This window comes from Streptomyces kanasensis, assembly GCF_043077165.1.
GTDB lineage: Bacteria > Actinomycetota > Actinomycetes > Streptomycetales > Streptomycetaceae > Streptomyces > Streptomyces changanensis.
Genome location: NZ_JBIBSF010000011.1, coordinates 1 through 17,829, shown reverse-complemented (window position 1 = coordinate 17,829; position 17,829 = coordinate 1). Strand labels below are relative to the sequence as shown.

The following is a 17,829-nucleotide window of genomic DNA, read 5'->3' as shown; positions in this document are numbered from 1 at the left end:
GCGGGGGGGCGACGCGCCGGCCCGGGGCGCGGCCGTGTCCGGGCGCGCCCCGGGGTGACGGGGTGGGCGTCAGTGGAGGAGGCAGCCCACCTGGGTGAGGAGGAGCAGGGCGCTGGGTCCGGTGAGGTCCTCGGGGGTGTCCTCGGTCGTCTCGCTGCCGTCCAGGGCCCGGGTGACGACGGCCCGCAGGGCCCGCACCGTGTCGGCCCGGGAAGAGACGTCGCACTCCAGGAGCGGAACGGAGGCGTCGAGCATGAGCGCCTCCCGGATCGCCGACAGCGGGGGGCGCACGTCTCCGCCGGGCCGGAGCGTCCCGACCACGTAGGGCAGGCCCGACGCCTCGACCCGGTCGAGGTGGACGAAGCACTCCGTGAGCCGCCGCGTGTCGGCCAGGACGACCGCGCCGAGCGCCCCCTCCGCGAGGTCGCGCCACGCGTCGGGCCCGGACGGGGAGCGGAGCTGCGCCCCTGGGGCGAACAGGTACAGGTGGAGGTCGCCGGCGAGGCCGATCCGTCCGAACCCGGGCGGGTTCGCGTCGTCCGCGTCGGGCCGGCCGGTGCCGGTGGTCCCGACGGCCTCCGCCGGCTGCCCCTCCCGCCGGGGAAGGCCCCCCTCCGCCATGGCGGGGGCGGAGCGGTCGGTGACCGTCGCCACGAACCGGGCCGCTTCCGCGCCGCCCAGGACCAGCATCTTCACCGCGGTACCCGAGGGCGCCGCCTCCGGTGCGCGGGGGGCGGGCGCGGCCATCCACGCCATGAGCCGCTCCAGCCCCGCGTCGTCCCCGTCCACCTCGCGGGCGGGGTCCGCCGGGGCGCCCACGTCGTCGAGCCCGCCCAGCAGCTCCGTCACCGTGGTGAGCCTGCGCGGCCGCGCGTCGTCACCGCCGATGCGGTACGCACGGGTCTCCTCGTCACCGCTCACCGGGCCACCTCCTCTCCTGCGGCCGTCTCCCACCAGTCGGACGGGAAGACGACCTCCGTCGCGAACTCCGCGAGCAGCGCCCTGCGGGCGTTCGCCAGGTGCACCCGTACCGTGCTGGGGCTCAGCGACAGGTGCCCGGCGATCTCCGCGCTGGTCCACTCCCCCTGCCACCGCAGGAGCGCGACGCGCCGCTGCGCGGGCGGCATCGCGTCCATGACGCCCCAGCACCGCTTGAGCAGCAGGCCGGACACGGCCTCGCGGGACGTGTCGCTCGGGGACGCCTCGGGCAGCTCCGGCAGGGGTACGTGGCGCCGGGCGCCGCCCCAGTGGTCGTACACCTTGTTCTTCAGGACGCGGAACAGCCACGCGCGCCGCGTGTCCGGGTCGAGCCGCCGGAGGCGGGACCAGGCGAGCGCCGCCGCCTGGAAGACCTCCTGCGTCATGTCGTGTGCGAGGTGGGCCTCCCCGTGCAGGAGACGGGCGGCGAACCGGAGGAGGTCGCCCCGGTGCTGCCGGTAGAGGGCGGCCACCTCGGTCCAGTACTCGGGGGGAACCCGGCTCACGAAGGGGCCCGCTCTCCCCCGGCCCCGCGGTCGCCGTGCCGCGCGGGCCCCACGCACACCCGGAACGCCGGGCCGAACGAGCCCCGGTCCTGGGTGATCCGCGTGCCGCGGGGAGCGCGGGTCACCACGTCCACCAACGTCCTGCGGCGGGAGCGCTCCGCGAGGAGCCTCAGGGCCCCGCTCAGCAGCACCACGGCCACGACGGGCCACGCCAGGCCGCCGACCGCCAGTTCACTCCACACGGGAGCCTCCGTCCGTCGTGTCCGACTCCATGCCCGTACATCGCCCGGGCGGCCGGAAGCGCTTAGTGGTCGTCCCCGTGAGTACTCGGGGCGTTGGCTGTGGGGCTTGTCGCCGTGCGTGGTGCGGGGTCGGACGCCGGGGGCGGTGAGGCGGAGGCCCCGCAGGCGCGGTCGAGGGCGTCTGCGGGGGTGCCGGGCGAAGCCGCTGGTGGACAGGACGGCGTCCTGGTGCTCGTCGGTGCCGCGAGGTGGCGGGCGAAGCCCCGGGCGCCGGCGGATCCGCCGTGGCGCGGACGCATCTGCTCGCCGTCATTCAGTCGGGTCTCTGACAGCGGACCCAGTCGTTCAGGCTTCCCTGTCAGCGGGCCTGGTCACGCTTCGGCCCGATGCCTTCGTTCCTGGCCGGAGTTCCCTCCGGGGTGAACGAGTGGCGGAAGGTGAAGGCCTGCGGCGCGGGGCCGTGGTCGTGGAGGTGTTCCAGCCTGGAAACCCCGTCCTGCCAGGTGGGTGTCGCGCCGTCGGGAACCCACCAGAACACGTGATTCGGGTGTGCCGTCCTCTCGAACCAGTCGTAACGCCTGGTCAGCGCGTCTCGGTGCAGGCCGGTGTAGACGGCGTCGAAGGCGGGGCGCAGGCCGGTCCAGAGGGAGAGGGTCGTGGCCAGGGCGGTGGTTTCCACCGTGCGGCCCTTGCCGTACCAGGTCGGTACGGCGAAGTCACCCCACGCACCCCAGTCCACGTCGAAGTGCGTGCTCCGGTCGCCGTCTGCCGCTTCGGCGTGAGCGAGGTATCCGGGGTGCCGGCTGATCCTCCGGTAGATGGCCTCTCCGCTGTCGTGTAATGCGCGCGTGAGGGGTGCGGGATCGGCGAGAGGTGACTTCAGGACGCCGAATGTGTACAGCGCGAGAGGGGGCATGCGTCTCTCCCTGGTGGGGGTGCCTGGTGTGGACCCGGTTCGGTGGCTGTGGCTGCGCATGGGGACGAGGATGCGTGGGTGTGACCGACTCATCCCGTCGCGGATGGCTCAGCCTGGAGGAACTGCCGTGCGAGCGACCGTGGGTGATCGCCGAGGACCAGGTGAAGGTAGCTGCCCCTGCGGGCCGTGTAAAAGTTGCGTCTTTCCTGTCCAAGTGGCCTCTTGTACCGGTCGTTTCGGGGCTGGGGGCGGTGACGGGCGGGACGGGGCGGGTACCAGTGATCCACTTCTGCCGACCGGCTCACCGCGGCGTTCCCCGACACGGTTCATGGCCCACACCCCCGCGCACGTCGCCTGGCTCGACCACGTCGAGATCTGCTTCTCCACCGCCCGCCGCCCGCCACCCGCCGCGTCCGGCGTCCGGCCTCCGGCGAAAGGCCCTCGCACCTGACGACGCCACGACCTCACCGACCTCACCGAGGTCAGGGACCGGCTCAAAGCCTTCGAAGACCGCTACGACGCCACCATCCCGGCGGCGTGACGCCCCCCGAAGGGGGTGCGGAGCCAGCCGCTCAGTCAGCCGCGGGGAGGGTGTTCCGGCGCCTTGTGGTCGGAGAGGACGAGGCGGTCCGCCAGGCGGTGCGCCTGTACGAGCAGGGTGCCGTAGGTCGCCACCGCGTCAGGGTCGTCCGGCCTCGACCGGGCCGCGTCGTGGCGGAGCTCGTCGAGTGAGCGGCGCAGTTCCTCGACGGCCTCGCCCAGTTCCTCCTCGCACCGCTCACCGAAGCGGCTGTGGCCGTAGAGGCGCAGGGTGTGGGCGGTCTGGCGCAGGAAGCTCGCGTAGCGCCGGGCGAGGGCGGTGTCGGGACGGGCCGCGGCGCGCTTCTCGGAGGCGGCGTCACGGACGGCGCGGGTCACCTCGGTGGTGTGCACGGCGGCGTAGTCGAGGACCAGGACGGCGTCGTCGTAGTCCTTGTCGGGTGTCGCGGTGCCGTACGCGCGGCGGCGCGGGTTGGCGCGCAGGCTCTCCCGGGTGCGGCCGATCGCCTCGCGGGACTGGTCGACGAGGCGGTGCAGGTGCAGGGCGCGCTCGTGGCAGGCGTCCGCCTCGTCGGGGTCCCACCGGTCCGCGTCCAGGCCGTCGGCCACCGCGTGGAGGATGTCGTGGGCCTCGCGGGTGGCGTCCTGGAGCGCGGCGCGCGTGTCGCGCAGGTACACCGGGGGCCGGACGACGGCGTTGACGGTGATCCCGACCACCGCTCCGAAGAGGGTCTCGACGATCCGGGCCGTGGAGGTGGCGACGCTGACGTGTGGTCCGGTCAGGACGAACAGGGCGCCGGTGGCGGCGTAGATGCCCTGGCTGCCGAGGCGCCGCCAGTTGCCGAGCAGCACGACGGTGGGCAGCACGAGGGCCATCGCCGCCATCGTGCTGTCCAGCAGCAGCGCGACCGCGGTGGCCGCCACCGTGCCGGTCGTGATCGCCGCGACCTGCTGGAGGCCGTGGGCGATGGACCGGTACACGGTCGACTCGACCAGGACGATCGCCACCCAGGGCGCGACGAACGCCATGGGTGCCTCCAACCACAGGCCCGCGACCGCCCAGGCGATCCAGGCGGCCAGCGCCGCCTTCACCGCCTGCACGGCCACGTCGCGTTCCCGGCCCGGCCCGGCGAACGCCCGGGTGAGGGTCCGGCCCACGGTCTGGAGATGGCGCCCTGCCTGTCGGGCCGTGGCTGGTATCGCATGCATGGGAGTGCGGGTGCCCGGTGCGGGCGACGTATGCACCCCGACGGTGTGGCATACCTGTCGTCCCGGCCCGGGAACCGGCGGCCGAGGAGCGCCGGCGTGCGCTCGGTACCGACACCGGCGGGACCTGCGGCAACCGGAGGGGTCCGGCCCGCGTCCTTGCCTCTGGTCGAATTCGGGACGCACCGGCGGCGCCCCCGTGGCGCCGGTCGGCGCGGAAGAGGAGCGGTCCATGAGTCCGGGTGGGCAGGTGCGGTTCCACGCCGCGTGCGGGCACCTCGTCGCGGCTCCGGCCGAACGCACCGGACGGGACGTCCGCTGCCCCCACTGCGAGCGGGTGGTGCGCGTACCGGACGACGACGTCCCCTACGCCTCGCCCGTCCCGGGCCAGGGCTTCGGCGGCGGCCCCGTCCCGGGCCCCGTGCCCGGCTCCGGCGGTGGCGTCGAGCCGTTCGCCCTCACGGCCGTCTACGTGGCCGCCCTGCTGGTGGGGCTCGCCGGGGCCGGGGTGGTCCACCTGGTCATGTTCGACGCGCTGTCGGAGAGCGAGCTCGTCACGCTCAGCCCGCTGTGGTTCTTCCCCGTCGTCTTCGGCCTGTACGGGTTCGTGTCGCAGCGGCTCCTGCGCCGCATCGCGCAGGGCCGGGCGGCGAGTCTGGTCGAGGCCGCCCGCCTGTCGATCGACGTGGCCGGGTACGGGGCGGCGCTGGTGCTCTTCCCGTTCCTCGTGCTGCGTCTGCGCAGCTCCCTGCTCGTGTCCCTGGCGGCGGCGGCCTTCTGGGCCGTGCTGCTGTGGCTGTTCTTCGCGCTGCTCTTCCCGACGCTCTGAGCGCGGCCGGACGGGGACGCGGGGGCGCTGGACCGGGGTGCCGGACCGGGGTGGCCGGACGCCGCCCCTGGCCGGCGGGCCGTGGACCTTCCTCTCCCCCGGCGGCTCCCACGCGGGGGGCCTCGGCTGGGGCCGAGGGGGCTGGGAGGATGGCGCGGCGGTGGACCGCGTTCACGCAGTGGAGAGGGGAACGTCCATGGAGCCGGCAGCGACGGGCAGGCGAGTTCTGGTCAGCGGCGCGTCACGGGGGCTGGGCCGCGCGGTGGCCCGGGCGTTCGCGGCGAACGGCGACCGGGTGGCCGTCCACTTCGGTTCGCGCGCCGAGGACGCCCGCGCGACCCTCGACTCCCTCGCCGGCACGGGGCACGTCCTCACCGGCGGCGACCTCGCCGACCCGGCGGGCGCGGTGGCCGTGGTGGACGCGGCGGCCGAGGCGCTCGGCGGGATCGACGTGCTGGTGAACAACGCCGCCGTGAACGTGCGCCATCCGCTGCCGGACACCCCGTACGACGAGTGGGTGGCGGTGTGGCAGCAGCACGTCGCCGTCAATCTGCTGGCCACGGCGAACCTGAGCCACCTCGCGGCCCGGCGGATGATCGACCGGGGCCGCGGCGGCCGGATCGTCAACATCGGGTCCCGCGGTGCCTTCCGTGGCGAACCCGACCACCCGGCCTACGGGGCGACCAAGGCGGCCGTCCACGCACTGGGCCAGTCCCTCGCGGTCTCGCTGGCGCCCCACGGGATCGGGGTCGCCTCGGTCGCCCCCGGCTTCTTCGCCACCGAGCGGGTGTCGCCGCGCCTCGCCGGCCCGGAGGGTGCCGGGATCCGCGCCCAGAGCCCCTTCAACCGCGTGGCGACACCCGAAGAGATCGCCGATGCGGTGCTGTGGCTGGCCTCCCCCGCCGCCGAGTGGGCGTCCGGCACCATCCTGGACCTGAACGGCGCCTCGCACCTGCGCAGTTAGCGCGACGCCCGGCGCCTCGCACCTGCGCGGTCAGCGCGACGCCCGGCGTGCCCCCCGGGAGCGGCATCGGACCCGGTCCGGTGCGGCATACGACCGGCCGCGGCGCGACATCCGACCCGGCCGGAGCCGGCATGGCAGGGGAGCGGCGGCCGGAGGGGCACCAGAGCGGCGGGCCGTGGGCACCCGACGCGGCCCGGGGCACCCACCCGGCCACGGGCAGTCCCTGTCGCCGGGCGGCACGGCCGCGGCCGTGGGGTCATCGGATGTCCGCGGCCACCGCCGACCCGGCCCGGTCGCGGGACAGCCGCCAGACGCGCACCTCGCCGGTCTCCCCCGGGGCGAGGCTCTCCGCGGGGCGGCGGGGCCGTTCGGTGAAGCCGAGGCGGACCGGTACGGCGCCGCTGGCGGTGTTGGCCGGTGCGTGGACGATCTCGACGTGGTCGACGCCGGGCAGACGGAGGGCCTGCTCGGTCAGGGCGCGCGCGGCCCGGGTGGCCACGCCGCGACCGGTGGCGGAGGGGTGCAGCCAGTAGCCGATCTCGCGGGTGTCGTCAGGGGTGTCGTCGTGCCGCAACAGCGTGGCGGCGCCGACGAGGGCGCCGTCCAGAACCATGGCGTAGGTGTACTCCTCGCCGGCCGCCCAGCACGCGGCGCGGTCGGCCAGGAAACCGGCGGTCCTCGCCCGGCTGTGCTCGGCGACCCAGGGCATCCAGGGGCGCAGGTGCTCCAGCGACTCCTCGATGACCCGGAACAGCTCCGGGAGGTCCGCCTCGCCGTCGAAGGCGCGCAGGGTGAGGTCGTCGAGTTCGATCACTCTCGGGGGAAGGTCCATCCGGCGATGATCGTACGGCCGGTCCGGGACGGCAACGGTTTTCGACTCCTGCCCGGCGGACCATTCCACGGCACCGCGGCCTGCGCGTCCGCGTCCGGGGCATCCGCCGGCTGCCGCGCCCCGGGGTCCCGGCCGGTCGGGCGCCGGCTGCCGCAGCCGACGGGTCCCCGGCCGGGAGCCGGGCCGGGGCGTCCTCCAGGGCGTGCCCCGACCGGTCGACCTCCCACCGCCCGCCCGGACGGCGGCCCGGTCCGGGCGGGCGGCGAGCGGCGGGGCGGGTGGCTACCGGTAGGTGATGTCCGAGGCGGCGTACCGGCAGTGGGTGCCGTCGGGACCGCTGCCGTTGCTGGTCGGCTCCTTGCCGGTGTTGTTGCCGATGTACTTCTGGCAGGGGACGATCTTCCTGCCGGTGTCACCGACGACGGTGATGTTCCGGAGGGTCGCGGAGTCGCCGTAGTTGGTGTTGATGCCGACGATCCTGCTGCCCTTCCAGCTCACCTCGATGGTGTCCAGATTGATCGTCCGCTTGTGCTGCGTCTTGCAGTTGCCGCAGGAGCGGACGAAGGTTCCGAAGTTCTTGACGGCGAAGTTCGACACGTTGAGCGTGCCGGCGCCGTTGAACTGGAACACCTTGTCGCCGGCCTCCTTCGCGCCGCCGCCGTTGATCGTGTACACGCTGGAGGCGGAGGTGCCGCGGAAGGTGGCGGCGTCCTCGCCGACGTCCTCCCACCAGACGTTCTGCAGGGTGCAGCTCCCGAGGCAGTGGATGCCGTCGGCGGCGGGCGAGCCGATGACGACGTTCTTCAGGACGGTGCCCGGAGCCAGCTGGAGGATCGGCCCCTGGCCCTCGTCCTGGCTCCCCGAGCCGAGGTCCCCCGTGCCGTAGAGGCGCTTCATCCCGTAGTCCTTGGTGCCGGACAGGGAGATGGTGGAGGCCACCGCCTGGCTTCCGCTGGGCGTCGGCCAGGTGGCCGCGCTCGCCGGGGACGATCCGCCAGTCATGAGCATGCCAACACTGAGCGTGAGTGTGGCGGTGGCACCCGCCAGTACGCGCCCGCGTCGGCGCGGCCGTGCTGCAGACCTCATGGTCCGACTCCTTCTGTCGTGGTGCGTCGCGACGGGCAGAGGGGGTGCGGCGGCCACCGAAACGCCGATTCACGCTCGTGAACCGCGTTCACGTGACGAAGCGCCTCCACCGGGGAACCGCACCGTGAGGACGAGGACGGGACATCCTCCCACCCCGCACACCCAGGCACGCGACCTCACCCGCCCACCACGCAACCCGTGGGGGAATCACATTTCTGAACGGAAGGTAGAGTGCAAGCGCTTTCTCGTCAACGCTCCGCACAGAAACCCGTGAACAACGGCGGACGGGGCGCCCCCGGAGAAGGGCGCCCCGTCCGTGACCGGGCACGTGGGAGTGGCCGGGGGCTACTTGTCGCCGCCCAGCGTGAACAGCAGGTAGAGGAAGCCGGAGAACAGATGGCCGGCCACGATGTACGCGAACAGCCGGAGGACCAGTCCACGGGGGAAACGGCCGTCTCCACGTTCGACGCCGGTGTCTTCACGAGGCATGGGTGCCACCTTCGGGGAGGTCGGTGTGCCGCGGCGCGGCACCGGGGAACGGACGGTCGGCGCCGCCCAGGCAGAGGTCGCCGGTGTGGCTCTGCAGCAGCGTGTGGACGAAGAGGAGGTCGGCGCCGCCGGGCGACACGGCACCGAGCCGGTGGGGAGTGAGGCTGTCGTAGTGCGCGGAGTCCCCCACCGCCAGGTGGTGTTCCACCCCGCCGAGGAACAACCGGAGGCGCCCCCGCAGCACGTACAGCCACTCCTCGCCCGGGTGTGAGCGGACGAGCTCGTTCTGCGGACCGCTCGGCGGGACGTGCACCCGCAGTGCCTGCATGGCCCGCTGCGGCCCGCCGGCCTGCCAGTACACCCAGCCGTCCACCTCCACCGGCTCCACACTGCCCTCGCGGATGACGGGTTCCCGCTCGGGTGCCGTCTCGCCGAGCAGGTCGGATACCGTGGTGCCGTAGCTCCTGGCCAGGGTCAGCAGCAGGGGCAGCGACGGTTGGCGCTGCCCGGTCTCCAACCGGGACAGGTGGGCCGGCGACATCTGGAGCCGTCTGGCCGCCGCCTCCAAGGTGAGACCGGCTCGCCGCCGCAGGTCACGCAGCCTCGGCGCGACGCCGGACAGTCCCACGCCGGCACCGGCTGCTTCTTGTCCCATGTGCCCATTGAGCCACGTTCGTGCCCCACAGGCAAAGAAGTTGCCTCGCAGGCAAAAAATTCCGGGACGACCGCGGACTCCGCTTCCCGTGCGGTCCTTTTCACCGCGCCCGGGGCAGGCGGTGGAGCCGTACGTCGGCCAGGCGACCGTCCGCGACCCGCGCCGTCATGTACGTGCAGAACGGCTGGCGCCGGCGGTCGGTGGGCGAGCCCGGGTTGAGCAGTCGCAGGCGGTCGCCCGCCGTGGAGTCCCACGGGATGTGGCTGTGTCCGAAGACGAGCACGTCCACGTCGGGATAGCGCTCGGCGCAGCGCCGCTCCCGCCCCTGCGCCGGACCGGTCTCGTGCACCACGGCGAACCGCACCCCGCCCAGGTCGGCGTACGCGACCTCCGGCAACCGCGCCCTCAGGGGCGGCCCGTCGTTGTTGCCGTACACGCCGACGAGCCGCCGGGCGCGCTCCTCCAGGAGGTCGAGCGTCGGGGTGTCGATCCAGTCCCCGGCGTGGACCACCACATCGACGCGGGGCACGAGGTCGAGGAGTTCGACGGGCAGGGACTTCGCCCGTGCCGGGACGTGCGTGTCGGACATCAGCAGCAGTTCCACCGGGCCGACGGTAGCCGGTCGGCGGGAGGTGTGCGGTGACGCGCTCGGCACCGGTCCGCGACGTGCCTCCTCCGCCCGCCGGCCCCGCCCGCGGAGCGCCGCGGGTGGGGCCGGCCGCCGGACGGCTGGACGGCAAGGCCGTCAGGCGGTCACGCCCCACAGCTCGGCGATCCGCAGGTACGGCCCCGCCTCGGCCGCCCTCCCCTGGCGTTCGAGCGTGCGGCCGAGGAGCAGGTGCGCGTAGGCGTCAGCCGGGTCGCGGTCGAGCAGGGCGCGCAGTTCGGCCTCCGCCCGGCCCAGCCGGGCGGAGTGGTAGTAGGAGCGGGCCAGCAGCAGCCGGGCGGCGTCCTGCTCGGGGAACTCGCGTACGAGGCCGTCGAGGAGGCCGGCCGCCGTCAGGTAGTCCTTGGCGGCGAAGAACCGTCCCGCCCGCTCCCAGCGCTCGGCCGCGGTGCCCCAGGTGCTGCTGGTGTAGGCCGTCGTCGCGTCCATGTCCTTCTTCTCCCGTTCTCGCACCTGCCGGCCGGTCGGCCCCGGGCCGCGCCGCCCTCCCCGTTCTCGGGCGGCGTACCGTCAGGTCCACTCCAACCCGGCCGCTGCGGGGATTGTTCCGGCGACCGGCCGGCCGCGCGGCGCGCGGCGACCAGCGACGGCGCGCGGCGTACGGGCGCGGCGTACGGGCGTGGCGTGTGACGTGCGGGGACCGGTCAGTGGTCCGCGAGTTCCGTCCGTGCGGTGACGTCCGAGTCGGCGAGGATGCGGAACGCCCGGTCGTGTGCGGTGAGCACCTTGAGGAAGCCGGGTTCGGCCTGCATGACGTAGCCGCGGATTTCCGTCCCGCCGCGCAGAGCGATGCGTTCCTGGGGCACCCAGGGGGTACTCACCGTGGCGGCGCCCACCAGCAGCGCGGTGACCAGCAGCGTGCCGAGGTGGTGGCCGGCCCAGATCACGGCCCGCCGGCGCCGCCCACCCGGCCGTGCCCCGCGCTGGAGCCCGTGGAACACCACGCCGACGAGGAGGGCCGCCGGGGGCAGCCACCACGCGTGGAAGCTCCACACGTAGGTGGCCATGATGACGAGGGCGATGGCCGGCACCAGTCCGTCCACCAGGTCGGGCGGTCCGTGGGTCTCCGCGTCCCAGGGGTCACGCCGGGGGCGCCGCCACCGCTCGTACGTCCGGAACACCACCAGCGGGACGAGCAGCGCCAGGGCGACGGCCGCGGCGACGGAGTCCGCCATCACCGTGCCCAGCACGATGCCGACGCTGTCTTCCAGGTCGAGCGTGTGCAGGACCGCGAAGGCCGTTCCCCACTCGTGGTCCGTGACGGCGAACAGCCGCAGGAGGAGGAAGAGGAACGCGGCGGTCGTCAGGGTGAGCCCGGCCCGGCTGCCGCTGCCGCCGTCCGCGGGCGGCCCGTCGTGCGTGGACGCGTCCACGTCAGGGCCGCCCGCTCGTTGCGGGCGGCCGTGTGCGCGGCGGGAAGCCCGGGCCCCCGTCCCCGCTCGGGCCCGGTGGCGCCGGTGGGACCGCGGCCTGAGCGCTCGCCGTCGTGCACGTCATGGGCCCACTGTGCGAACCGCCCCGGCGTGGGCGGGTGATGCGCGCCCGCGCCGTCATCCGAAGGAACCACCCGGAGGCGGTGCTCCCCCGCGACCGGACCGCGTGGGGGCGGGCCCGGGACTGCGGCCTTACGGGGCGGCGGGCGACGCCCCGGGGGCGAACGCGTCGGTACGGCCGTCGGGTACCGTCACGGACCGTCCGACGGCCTCCGCCGAACCGGTCGCGGCGGCCGCCGGTGACGCCGGAACGCCGAACGGGCCGAGCGCCAGGAGGGTGGCCGCCCCGAACCGGGCCAGGCAATCGCGGATCCTCACCGTACTGCTCCCTTCACTCCCCGTACCTCTGTGTGACGGCGGCCGGGCGGTCGTCCGGCGCCGGAGCGGGACGCTCATCGTCGCGCGGCCACAGAGACGTTCCGGACACCCCTCGATCGGCGCCCGACGAGCGCAGAAACGTTCCGACCAGCGGAAAGAGACCCTCCGCGCTGGAAACGGCCGGGCGGCGCGAATCCTCCTCACGGGTGAGGGGCGGGGGCTGACGGCTGACGGCTGACGGCTGACGGCCGGCATACCCCGGCGGCCCGGCCCGTCCGCCCCGGCGCGCGGCGTTCCGGGCGACCGCTCCGGGCCGGCGCGCCACCTGGACCTCCCCGCCACCGCCCGCGGGTGCCACGGGGCCGGAGAAGCGGTGCGGCCCGCCGCGCCGAGGATGCCGCGCGCTCCGAGGGGCTGGGGCGGGCGGCATTCCGGCGGACGGCGGGCCGGGGGTCAGTCGGAGGGTTCGCGCGCCGCGGCGAGCGCCGTCTCCGCGGGTACGGCGGCCACCACCTCGTCGCCCTCCGTCTCGCCCGTCGGCCGGAAACCGAGCGAGGTGTACAGGTGGTGGGCCGCGGTGTTCTCCGGGTGGTAAGCGAGGCGGAGCTCCCGGCAGTCGTCGCCACCGGCGAGCCAGGCCATGAGCGTCAGCAGTGCGGCCCGGCCCACGCCCCTGCCCTGCTCCGCGCCGTCGACGACCATGCCGCCGATCCAGTGGGAGCCGTCCTCGTCGCGGCCCCACATGACGTGTCCGGTCACGGTCCCGTCGGCGCAGACCGCCAGCGAGCGCCAGACCTGTTCGCGTGTCGACAGCAGCAGGTAGCGGGCGGCGAGCGCGGCGACGAAGCGGCGCTGGCCGTCCAGGGGGGCGACGTCCGCGACGGCCCGCCAGTTCTCGTCGTGCACCTCGTGCAGGGAGATCCGTCGTCCCCGCCCGTCCAACCGTCCGAAGTCGATCATATGGACGAGGGTACGAACCGGGGTGCGAAGCCCGCGAGTCCTTTACGCGTCCGCCCCCGCCCGGGTCCGGCGTACGGCGGACAATCGGAGAAGCGAACGGCTGGGTGGGGTTTGCCACCCGCGACATGCGGTCAGGCGTCGGGGAAGCCGACCAGGAGGAGACACGTGATGACCACCCTTCTGCTTCTCGTGACGCCCCTCGTGCTGGCCCTCGCCCTCGTGGCCGTTCCGACGCAGACGGCCAGGCACCGCAAGCCGGGCTCGACCACGCTGCGCGCCTCGGGCGGCAGGCCGCGGAGTCTGGCGCGCCACCGCTGAGCGACCGCACGGGCGTCCTCGGGGCCCGTCGGAGAGGAGCACCGCCTGCCCGGGCGGCTCCCTTCCGGCGGGCCCTACGGCGTGGGCGTCGCGTCGTGGACGGCCCGGTGGACGGCGCGCGCGAGGCGGGCGCCCCACTCGGAGCGCGGCCCGGCGAAGGAGTGGGGCCGGTCGCCGGGCAGGGGGGAGCGTGCGGCGACGCACACCGCGTCGGTGGGGGTGCCGGAGCAGTCGTACCCGCGGTCCAGCAGGGCCTGCACCTTGGCTTCCGTCGCCGTCGCGACGGCGTTGACCAGGGCGGCGTCGGTGAGCGCCACCGGCAGGACGGCGATGATGTTGATCGTGCCGGGCCCGGCCGGGACGGGGGCGCCCCGGTCGGGGGCGGCGGCCCAGCCGCGGACATCGACACCCGCGGTGGCGAGGGCCTCGGCCCCGCCGTCGTACGCGTGGGCGTACGCCGACACGTCGGCCGCCGTCATCAGCCCCACCCCCGCTCCGGGGGCCCCCGCGCCGGCGGCCAGCTCGGCGAGGTGCCGGTCGGGGTCGGTGCGCCGGTAGCCGTGGGCGACCTGGGCGTTGAGCACCCAGCCGCGCTCGCCGAGCCCGCCGCCGAGCACCGCGCTGCTCACCATGCGCCAGCCCGGGCCGGCGTCCCACAGCAGACCGTGCAGCCGCTCCCCCTCCTCCGTTCGGGTCAGCCGCCGGACGGCGAGGTGGCGGGTGGGAGCGGTGCGGGGCGGCGGGAGCGGGGCGGTCACGTGCCGACATCCTAGGCGGTGGCCGGAGAGGCCCGCCCGGCCCGGGAGGATCCGCCGGGCTGGAGCGGCCCACCCGGCCCAGGAGGATGCGCCCGCCCGTCGAGGCCCGCCCGGCCGGGCGGTGCTCACCGGCCGGGCGGGCCTCAGAGGCCGTGCTGCCGACGTCTCGCCGGCGCCGGGGCGCTCGGACGGGGCCGTCAGTCGGTCGTCGGGGCGGGTCCGACGAGCTCCTCCAGGACGTCCTCCATGGTGACGAAGCCGATGACGGTGCCCTTGTTGCCGGTGACCGCCGCCAGGTGGGTGCCGGCGGCACGCATGGCCGTCATGGTGTCGTCCAGCGGGGTGTCGAGGGCGACCTTCGTCATGGGGTGCAGGGCGCCGCGCGGGAACGGCTTCGTCCGGTCGGCCACGCCGAGGGCGTCCTTGATGTGGAGGTACCCGAGCAGGGTCCCGCCGGGGCCGGTGACCGGCAGGCGGGAGTAGCCGTGCAGGGCCGCGGTCCGCTCCAGTTGCTGCGGGGTGACGCCGTGGTCGACGGTCACCATGCGGTTGAGGGGGACCATGACCTCGCCGGCCGGGCGGGTGCCCAGTTCGAGGGCGTCGCGCAGGCGGTCGCCGTCCTCGGGCTCCAGGAGGCCGGCCTCACTGGAGTCCTTGACCAGGCGGACCAGTTCGTCGTCGGTGAAGACGGCCGTCACCTCGCCCTTCGGCTCCACCTTCATCAGCCGCAGGATGGCGTTGGCGAGGGCGTTGATGCCGAAGACGACCGGGCGCAGGGCGCGCGTGAGGGCGACGAGCGGGGGGCCGAGGAGCAGGGCGGTGGGCGCCGGGGCGGCCAGGGCGATGTTCTTCGGGATCATCTCGCCGACGAGCATGTGCAGGTACGTCGCCAGGGTCAGGGCGATCACGAAGGCGATGGGGTGGATCAGCCCCTCGGGTACCCCCACGGCGTGGAACGGCGGTTCCAGCAGGTGGGCGATGGCCGGTTCGGCGACGGCGCCGAGCACCAGCGAGGAGACGGTGATGCCGAGCTGGGCGGTGGCCATCGCCGCCGACAGGTGCTCCAGGCCCCAGAGGGTGCTCTTCGCGCGGCGGTCGCCCTTGAGGGCGGCCGGCTCGATCTGGCTGCGCCGCACCGAGATCAGGGCGAACTCGGCGCCGACGAAGAACGCGTTGGTGACGAGGGTGAACGCGCCGATGAGGAGCTGGACGGCGGTCATCGCGACACCTCGCGGCCCGTCGCGGTGGCGTGCGCGGCCGTCGGGGCGGGCGCGGTGAGCAGGACGCGGTCGGCGCGGTGGTGTTCGACGTGCAGCACGTCGAGTCGCCAGCCGTCGATGTCCAGGCGGTCGGTCACGGTGGGGATGCGCTCCAGGCGGGTGGCGATGAGGCCGGCCAGTGTCTCGTACGGGCCGTCGGGGGCGGTGAAGTCGATCTCGGCGAGCTGGTCGACGCGGACGCTGCCGTCGGCGCGCCAGACGCGGCGCCCGTCGGTGGCGGGTTCCGCCTCGACGAGGTCGGGGGTCTCGTGCGGGTCGTGTTCGTCGCGGACCTCGCCGACGACCTCCTCGACGATGTCCTCGACGGTGGCGACGCCGGCCGTGCCCCCGTACTCGTCGATGACGACGGCCATGGTGCGGGCCCGGCGCAGACGGCCGAGCAGCCGGTCGACCGGCAGGGAGTGCGGGACGAGCAGCGGCTCGGTGGCCAGGTCGGCGACCGTGACGAGGCGGCGCTTGTCCTCGTCGAGGGCGAGCACGTCCCGGATGTGGACGGTGCCGACGACCTCGTCGAGGGTGTCGCGGTAGACCGGGAAGCGGGACAGGCCGGTGGCGAGGGTGAGGTTCGCGGCGTCCGCGGCGGTCGCGTGGACCTCCAGGGCCTTCACGTCGACGCGGGGCGTCATGACGTTCTCGGCGTTCAGGTCGCCGAGGTGCAGGGTGCGGACGAACAGTTCGGCCGCGTCGGCCTCGATCGCCCCTTCGCGGGCGGAGTGCCGGGCGAGCGCGACCAGTTCCTCGGGGGTGCGGGCGGAGGCGAGCTCCTCGGCCGGCTCCAGCCCGAAACGCCGCACGAGGTGGTTGGCGGTGTCGTTCAGGTGGTGGATCAGCGGGCCGAAGGCGGCGGTGAAGCCGCGCTGCGGTGCGGCGACCACCTTGGCCACGGCGAGCGGGCGGGAGATCGCCCAGTTCTTCGGTACGAGCTCGCCGACGACCATCAGGACGACCGTGGAGGCGGCCACGCCCAGCAGGGTCGCGACGGTGGAGACGGCCCCCGCGGGCAGCCCCACGGCCAGGAGGGGGCCGCGCAGCAGGGTGGCGACGGCGGGCTCGGCGAGCATGCCGATGACGAGGGAGGTCACCGTGATGCCGAGCTGCGCGCCGGACAGCTGGAAGGTGAGGCGCTTGGCGGCGGCCAGGGCACTGCCGGCGCCGCGCTCACCGGCCTCGGCGGCGCGCTCCAGGTCGCCGCGCTCGACCGTGGTGAGGGAGAACTCGGCCGCGACGAACACCGCACAGGCGAGGGTGAGCGCGAGGGCCAGGAGCAGCAGGAGCACTTCGGTCACCGTGCCACCTCCCGTCCCTCTGCCTCGAGCGGGCGGAACGCGGCACGGCTGGTACTGGGAGGTTCACCCATTGCGGGTCTGCTGCTCCTTCTCGCTGGGCGGGCCACCCCGGGCGGCCACGCGCTGGTCCTCCGGGGATGCCGGGTGATCCCCTCCACCAAGGGTAAAGGAGGGGCAAATGACCTGTGAAGTCCTCCCCCGCCGCTCCGTACCCGTGTACGGAACGCGGATACCCCGCGGTGTTGTTCCCGCACCTGCGCAGGACGCGGGCGGCACGCGCGGACCGTCGGCCGCGGGGTTCCGGTTCCGCGCGCCGGACGGGGGCTGCGGACGCAACGGTGCAACCGCTCGGCGGACCCGGCGCTGCGCCGGGGGCCGACGGCCCCACTGAAGGCCGACGCTCCTCGCGTCACCCGGTCGGTCGACGGCCCGGGTCTCCGCTTCGGCCCGGCGGGTGGGCAGGGGGCGGGAGGCGGCCGCGGGAGGGACGCCGGTGGGCCGTCCGCCCGGGTGGTCGGGGTCCGGATCCGGTGGCACCGGTCCGCGGGGTGGTTCGGCGTGCTCCTCGTGGGCCACTTACGGATGCCGGCGCCCGTCGCCCCGGACGGGACGCGGTCCGGTCGCGGCGCCGGTCGCGCGGGGCGTACGCAACGGGGGCCGGGGTAACCGGGCGTCCTGGAGGTCCGGTCTCAAGGAGGGGGCTGTTCGGCCATGCCGTGGACAGTCCGGCGGAGTACCGCCGCGCACGAACACGAAGGTCATCGGGACTACGACGGGCGAGAAGGGCCCGGAGGACGGGAGGGGTACGAGAAGTACGGAGGGGACGGGGGGCGTGGGTCGGAGGACGGCGCGCCGGCCGGCCGTCCCCGGTTGTCGCGGAGCAGCCGGATCCTGGCCATGCTGCTGGCCTTCGCGGGCATGGTCGTGTTCGCCGTGGTGCTGGCGCGACTGACGCTGGAGCCGTCCGTCGCGTCCGAGCAGCTGACGCACAGCAACCTGCGTCCGGGCGACTCCATCAACCAATACCTGTCGCAGCCCGCCTTCCGCGACACGGTGAAGCAGATCGGCGGCAACATCGCCCTGGGCGTGCCCTTCGGGCTGCTGCTCCCCGTCCTGGCGCCCCGAACGCGGGGACTGCTGCGGGTGGTGTTCGTGACGGCGGTCGTGATGACGCTCGTCGAGCTGGTGCAGGGCGCCCTGGTGACGGGGCGCGCGTTCGACGTCGACGACGTGATCCTCAACAGCTCGGGAGCGCTGCTGGGGTACGCGCTCCTCGGCCGCAGGCTCGGCCGGGCCGTCCATCCCCGGCGGCGGCACTGGTGGCACCGGTTCCGCAAGCAGCCGGTCGCTTGACGTCCATCCGGACTGCCGGCGCGTACGCGGCGGCGCGGGGGCCCCGGCGCGGGGGGGGGGCCCCCCCGCGCGGGCGACGTGGGGACCCGGTTCGGGGCGGCGGGGCCCCGGACCCCCAGCGGGTCGCCCGCCCCGGCCGGCCGCGAGGCGGAG

The 17,829-nt window shown here is 74.7% G+C and carries 21 protein-coding genes and 1 pseudogene; 5 read left to right on the top strand and 17 right to left on the bottom strand.

Annotated elements, in window-relative coordinates; translation table 11 throughout:
• Positions 1–69: 69 nt before the first annotated feature.
• The 4 genes from ACF053_RS25030 to ACF053_RS25015 form a co-directional block, all read right to left on the bottom strand.
• Complete coding sequence (locus ACF053_RS25030) at positions 70–921, bottom strand: hypothetical protein (RefSeq protein ID WP_391956012.1); 852 nt, start codon at positions 919–921, stop codon at positions 70–72.
• Positions 918–1,484, bottom strand: coding sequence for an RNA polymerase sigma factor (locus ACF053_RS25025; RefSeq protein ID WP_391956011.1), 567 nt, complete (start codon positions 1,482–1,484; stop codon positions 918–920). The genes ACF053_RS25030 and ACF053_RS25025 overlap by 4 nt, the downstream gene beginning before the upstream one ends.
• Entirely contained in the window at positions 1,481–1,726 is a 246-nt protein-coding gene (locus tag ACF053_RS25020; protein ID WP_391956010.1) for a hypothetical protein, read from the bottom strand. Before ACF053_RS25020 ends, ACF053_RS25025 begins: the two co-directional genes overlap by 4 nt.
• Positions 1,727–2,084: 358 nt before the next feature.
• Complete coding sequence (locus ACF053_RS25015; protein WP_391956009.1) at positions 2,085–2,642, bottom strand: DUF3291 domain-containing protein; 558 nt, start codon at positions 2,640–2,642, stop codon at positions 2,085–2,087.
• Between the two features lie 328 nt (positions 2,643–2,970).
• On the opposite strand from ACF053_RS25015, the gene ACF053_RS25010 reads away from it, so the two are divergent.
• Positions 2,971–3,093, top strand: coding sequence for a hypothetical protein (locus tag ACF053_RS25010; RefSeq protein WP_391956008.1), 123 nt, complete (start codon positions 2,971–2,973; stop codon positions 3,091–3,093).
• A gap of 125 nt (positions 3,094–3,218) precedes the next feature.
• Here ACF053_RS25010 and ACF053_RS25005 read toward each other — a convergent pair whose 3' ends face one another.
• Positions 3,219–4,391, bottom strand: a complete 1,173-nt coding sequence (locus tag ACF053_RS25005; RefSeq protein ID WP_391956007.1) for an FUSC family protein — start codon at positions 4,389–4,391, stop codon at positions 3,219–3,221.
• A 229-nt stretch (positions 4,392–4,620) separates the two neighbouring features.
• Between ACF053_RS25005 and ACF053_RS25000 the strand changes: the two genes are divergently transcribed.
• Positions 4,621–5,217, top strand: a complete 597-nt coding sequence (locus ACF053_RS25000) for a hypothetical protein (protein WP_391956006.1) — start codon at positions 4,621–4,623, stop codon at positions 5,215–5,217.
• Between the two features lie 196 nt (positions 5,218–5,413).
• Entirely contained in the window at positions 5,414–6,181 is a 768-nt protein-coding gene (locus tag ACF053_RS24995) for an SDR family NAD(P)-dependent oxidoreductase (RefSeq protein ID WP_391956005.1), read from the top strand.
• Positions 6,182–6,437: 256 nt separating this feature from the next.
• Here the strand turns inward: ACF053_RS24995 and ACF053_RS24990 are convergent, their stop codons facing one another.
• The 9 genes from ACF053_RS24990 to ACF053_RS24950 all read right to left on the bottom strand — a co-directional run bounded on the left by ACF053_RS24990 (position 6,438) and on the right by ACF053_RS24950 (position 12,681).
• Positions 6,438–7,013, bottom strand: coding sequence for a GNAT family N-acetyltransferase (locus ACF053_RS24990; protein WP_391956004.1), 576 nt, complete (start codon positions 7,011–7,013; stop codon positions 6,438–6,440).
• A gap of 282 nt (positions 7,014–7,295) precedes the next feature.
• A complete protein-coding gene (locus ACF053_RS24985) occupies positions 7,296–8,099 on the bottom strand; it encodes a pectate lyase (RefSeq protein WP_391956003.1) in 804 nt (267 codons plus the stop codon).
• Positions 8,100–8,444: 345 nt separating this feature from the next.
• A complete protein-coding gene (locus ACF053_RS24980; RefSeq protein ID WP_198549267.1) occupies positions 8,445–8,588 on the bottom strand; it encodes a DUF6126 family protein in 144 nt (47 codons plus the stop codon).
• Positions 8,578–9,243, bottom strand: a complete 666-nt coding sequence (locus tag ACF053_RS24975; RefSeq protein WP_391956002.1) for a helix-turn-helix domain-containing protein — start codon at positions 9,241–9,243, stop codon at positions 8,578–8,580. Before ACF053_RS24975 ends, ACF053_RS24980 begins: the two co-directional genes overlap by 11 nt.
• Before the next feature lie 100 nt (positions 9,244–9,343).
• A complete protein-coding gene (locus ACF053_RS24970; RefSeq protein WP_391956001.1) occupies positions 9,344–9,847 on the bottom strand; it encodes a metallophosphoesterase family protein in 504 nt (167 codons plus the stop codon).
• A gap of 141 nt (positions 9,848–9,988) precedes the next feature.
• Positions 9,989–10,339: a tetratricopeptide repeat protein gene (locus tag ACF053_RS24965; RefSeq protein WP_058940785.1), complete on the bottom strand. Its 351-nt coding sequence runs from the start codon at positions 10,337–10,339 to the stop codon at positions 9,989–9,991.
• 215 nt (positions 10,340–10,554) lie between these two features.
• Positions 10,555–11,283 (bottom strand): hypothetical protein, encoded by a 729-nt coding sequence (locus ACF053_RS24960; RefSeq protein WP_391956000.1) that lies wholly within the window; start codon positions 11,281–11,283, stop codon positions 10,555–10,557.
• Positions 11,284–11,535: 252 nt separating this feature from the next.
• Positions 11,536–11,721, bottom strand: coding sequence for a hypothetical protein (locus ACF053_RS24955; RefSeq protein WP_391955999.1), 186 nt, complete (start codon positions 11,719–11,721; stop codon positions 11,536–11,538).
• A gap of 453 nt (positions 11,722–12,174) precedes the next feature.
• Positions 12,175–12,681: a GNAT family N-acetyltransferase gene (locus ACF053_RS24950; protein ID WP_391955998.1), complete on the bottom strand. Its 507-nt coding sequence runs from the start codon at positions 12,679–12,681 to the stop codon at positions 12,175–12,177.
• Between the two features lie 168 nt (positions 12,682–12,849).
• Here ACF053_RS24950 and ACF053_RS24945 point away from each other — a divergent pair, with 168 nt between their 5' ends.
• Entirely contained in the window at positions 12,850–12,999 is a 150-nt protein-coding gene (locus tag ACF053_RS24945) for a hypothetical protein (RefSeq protein WP_391955997.1), read from the top strand.
• A gap of 74 nt (positions 13,000–13,073) precedes the next feature.
• On the opposite strand, the gene ACF053_RS24940 is transcribed toward ACF053_RS24945, so the two are convergent.
• The 3 genes from ACF053_RS24940 to ACF053_RS24930 all read right to left on the bottom strand — a co-directional run bounded on the left by ACF053_RS24940 (position 13,074) and on the right by ACF053_RS24930 (position 16,323).
• Positions 13,074–13,757, bottom strand: a complete 684-nt coding sequence (locus ACF053_RS24940; RefSeq protein ID WP_391955996.1) for an adenosylcobinamide amidohydrolase — start codon at positions 13,755–13,757, stop codon at positions 13,074–13,076.
• Positions 13,758–13,954: 197 nt separating this feature from the next.
• The gene (locus ACF053_RS24935) at positions 13,955–14,977 is read right to left on the bottom strand and encodes a hemolysin family protein (protein WP_391955995.1); all 1,023 of its coding nucleotides are present in this window, start codon (positions 14,975–14,977) and stop codon (positions 13,955–13,957) included.
• Positions 14,974–16,323: a hemolysin family protein gene (locus tag ACF053_RS24930; protein ID WP_391955994.1), complete on the bottom strand. Its 1,350-nt coding sequence runs from the start codon at positions 16,321–16,323 to the stop codon at positions 14,974–14,976. Before ACF053_RS24930 ends, ACF053_RS24935 begins: the two co-directional genes overlap by 4 nt.
• Positions 16,324–17,208: 885 nt before the next feature.
• Here ACF053_RS24930 and ACF053_RS24925 point away from each other — a divergent pair.
• Positions 17,209–17,676, top strand: a pseudogene (locus tag ACF053_RS24925) (VanZ family protein); the annotation flags it as partial.
• Between the last annotated feature and the right edge of the window lie 153 nt (positions 17,677–17,829).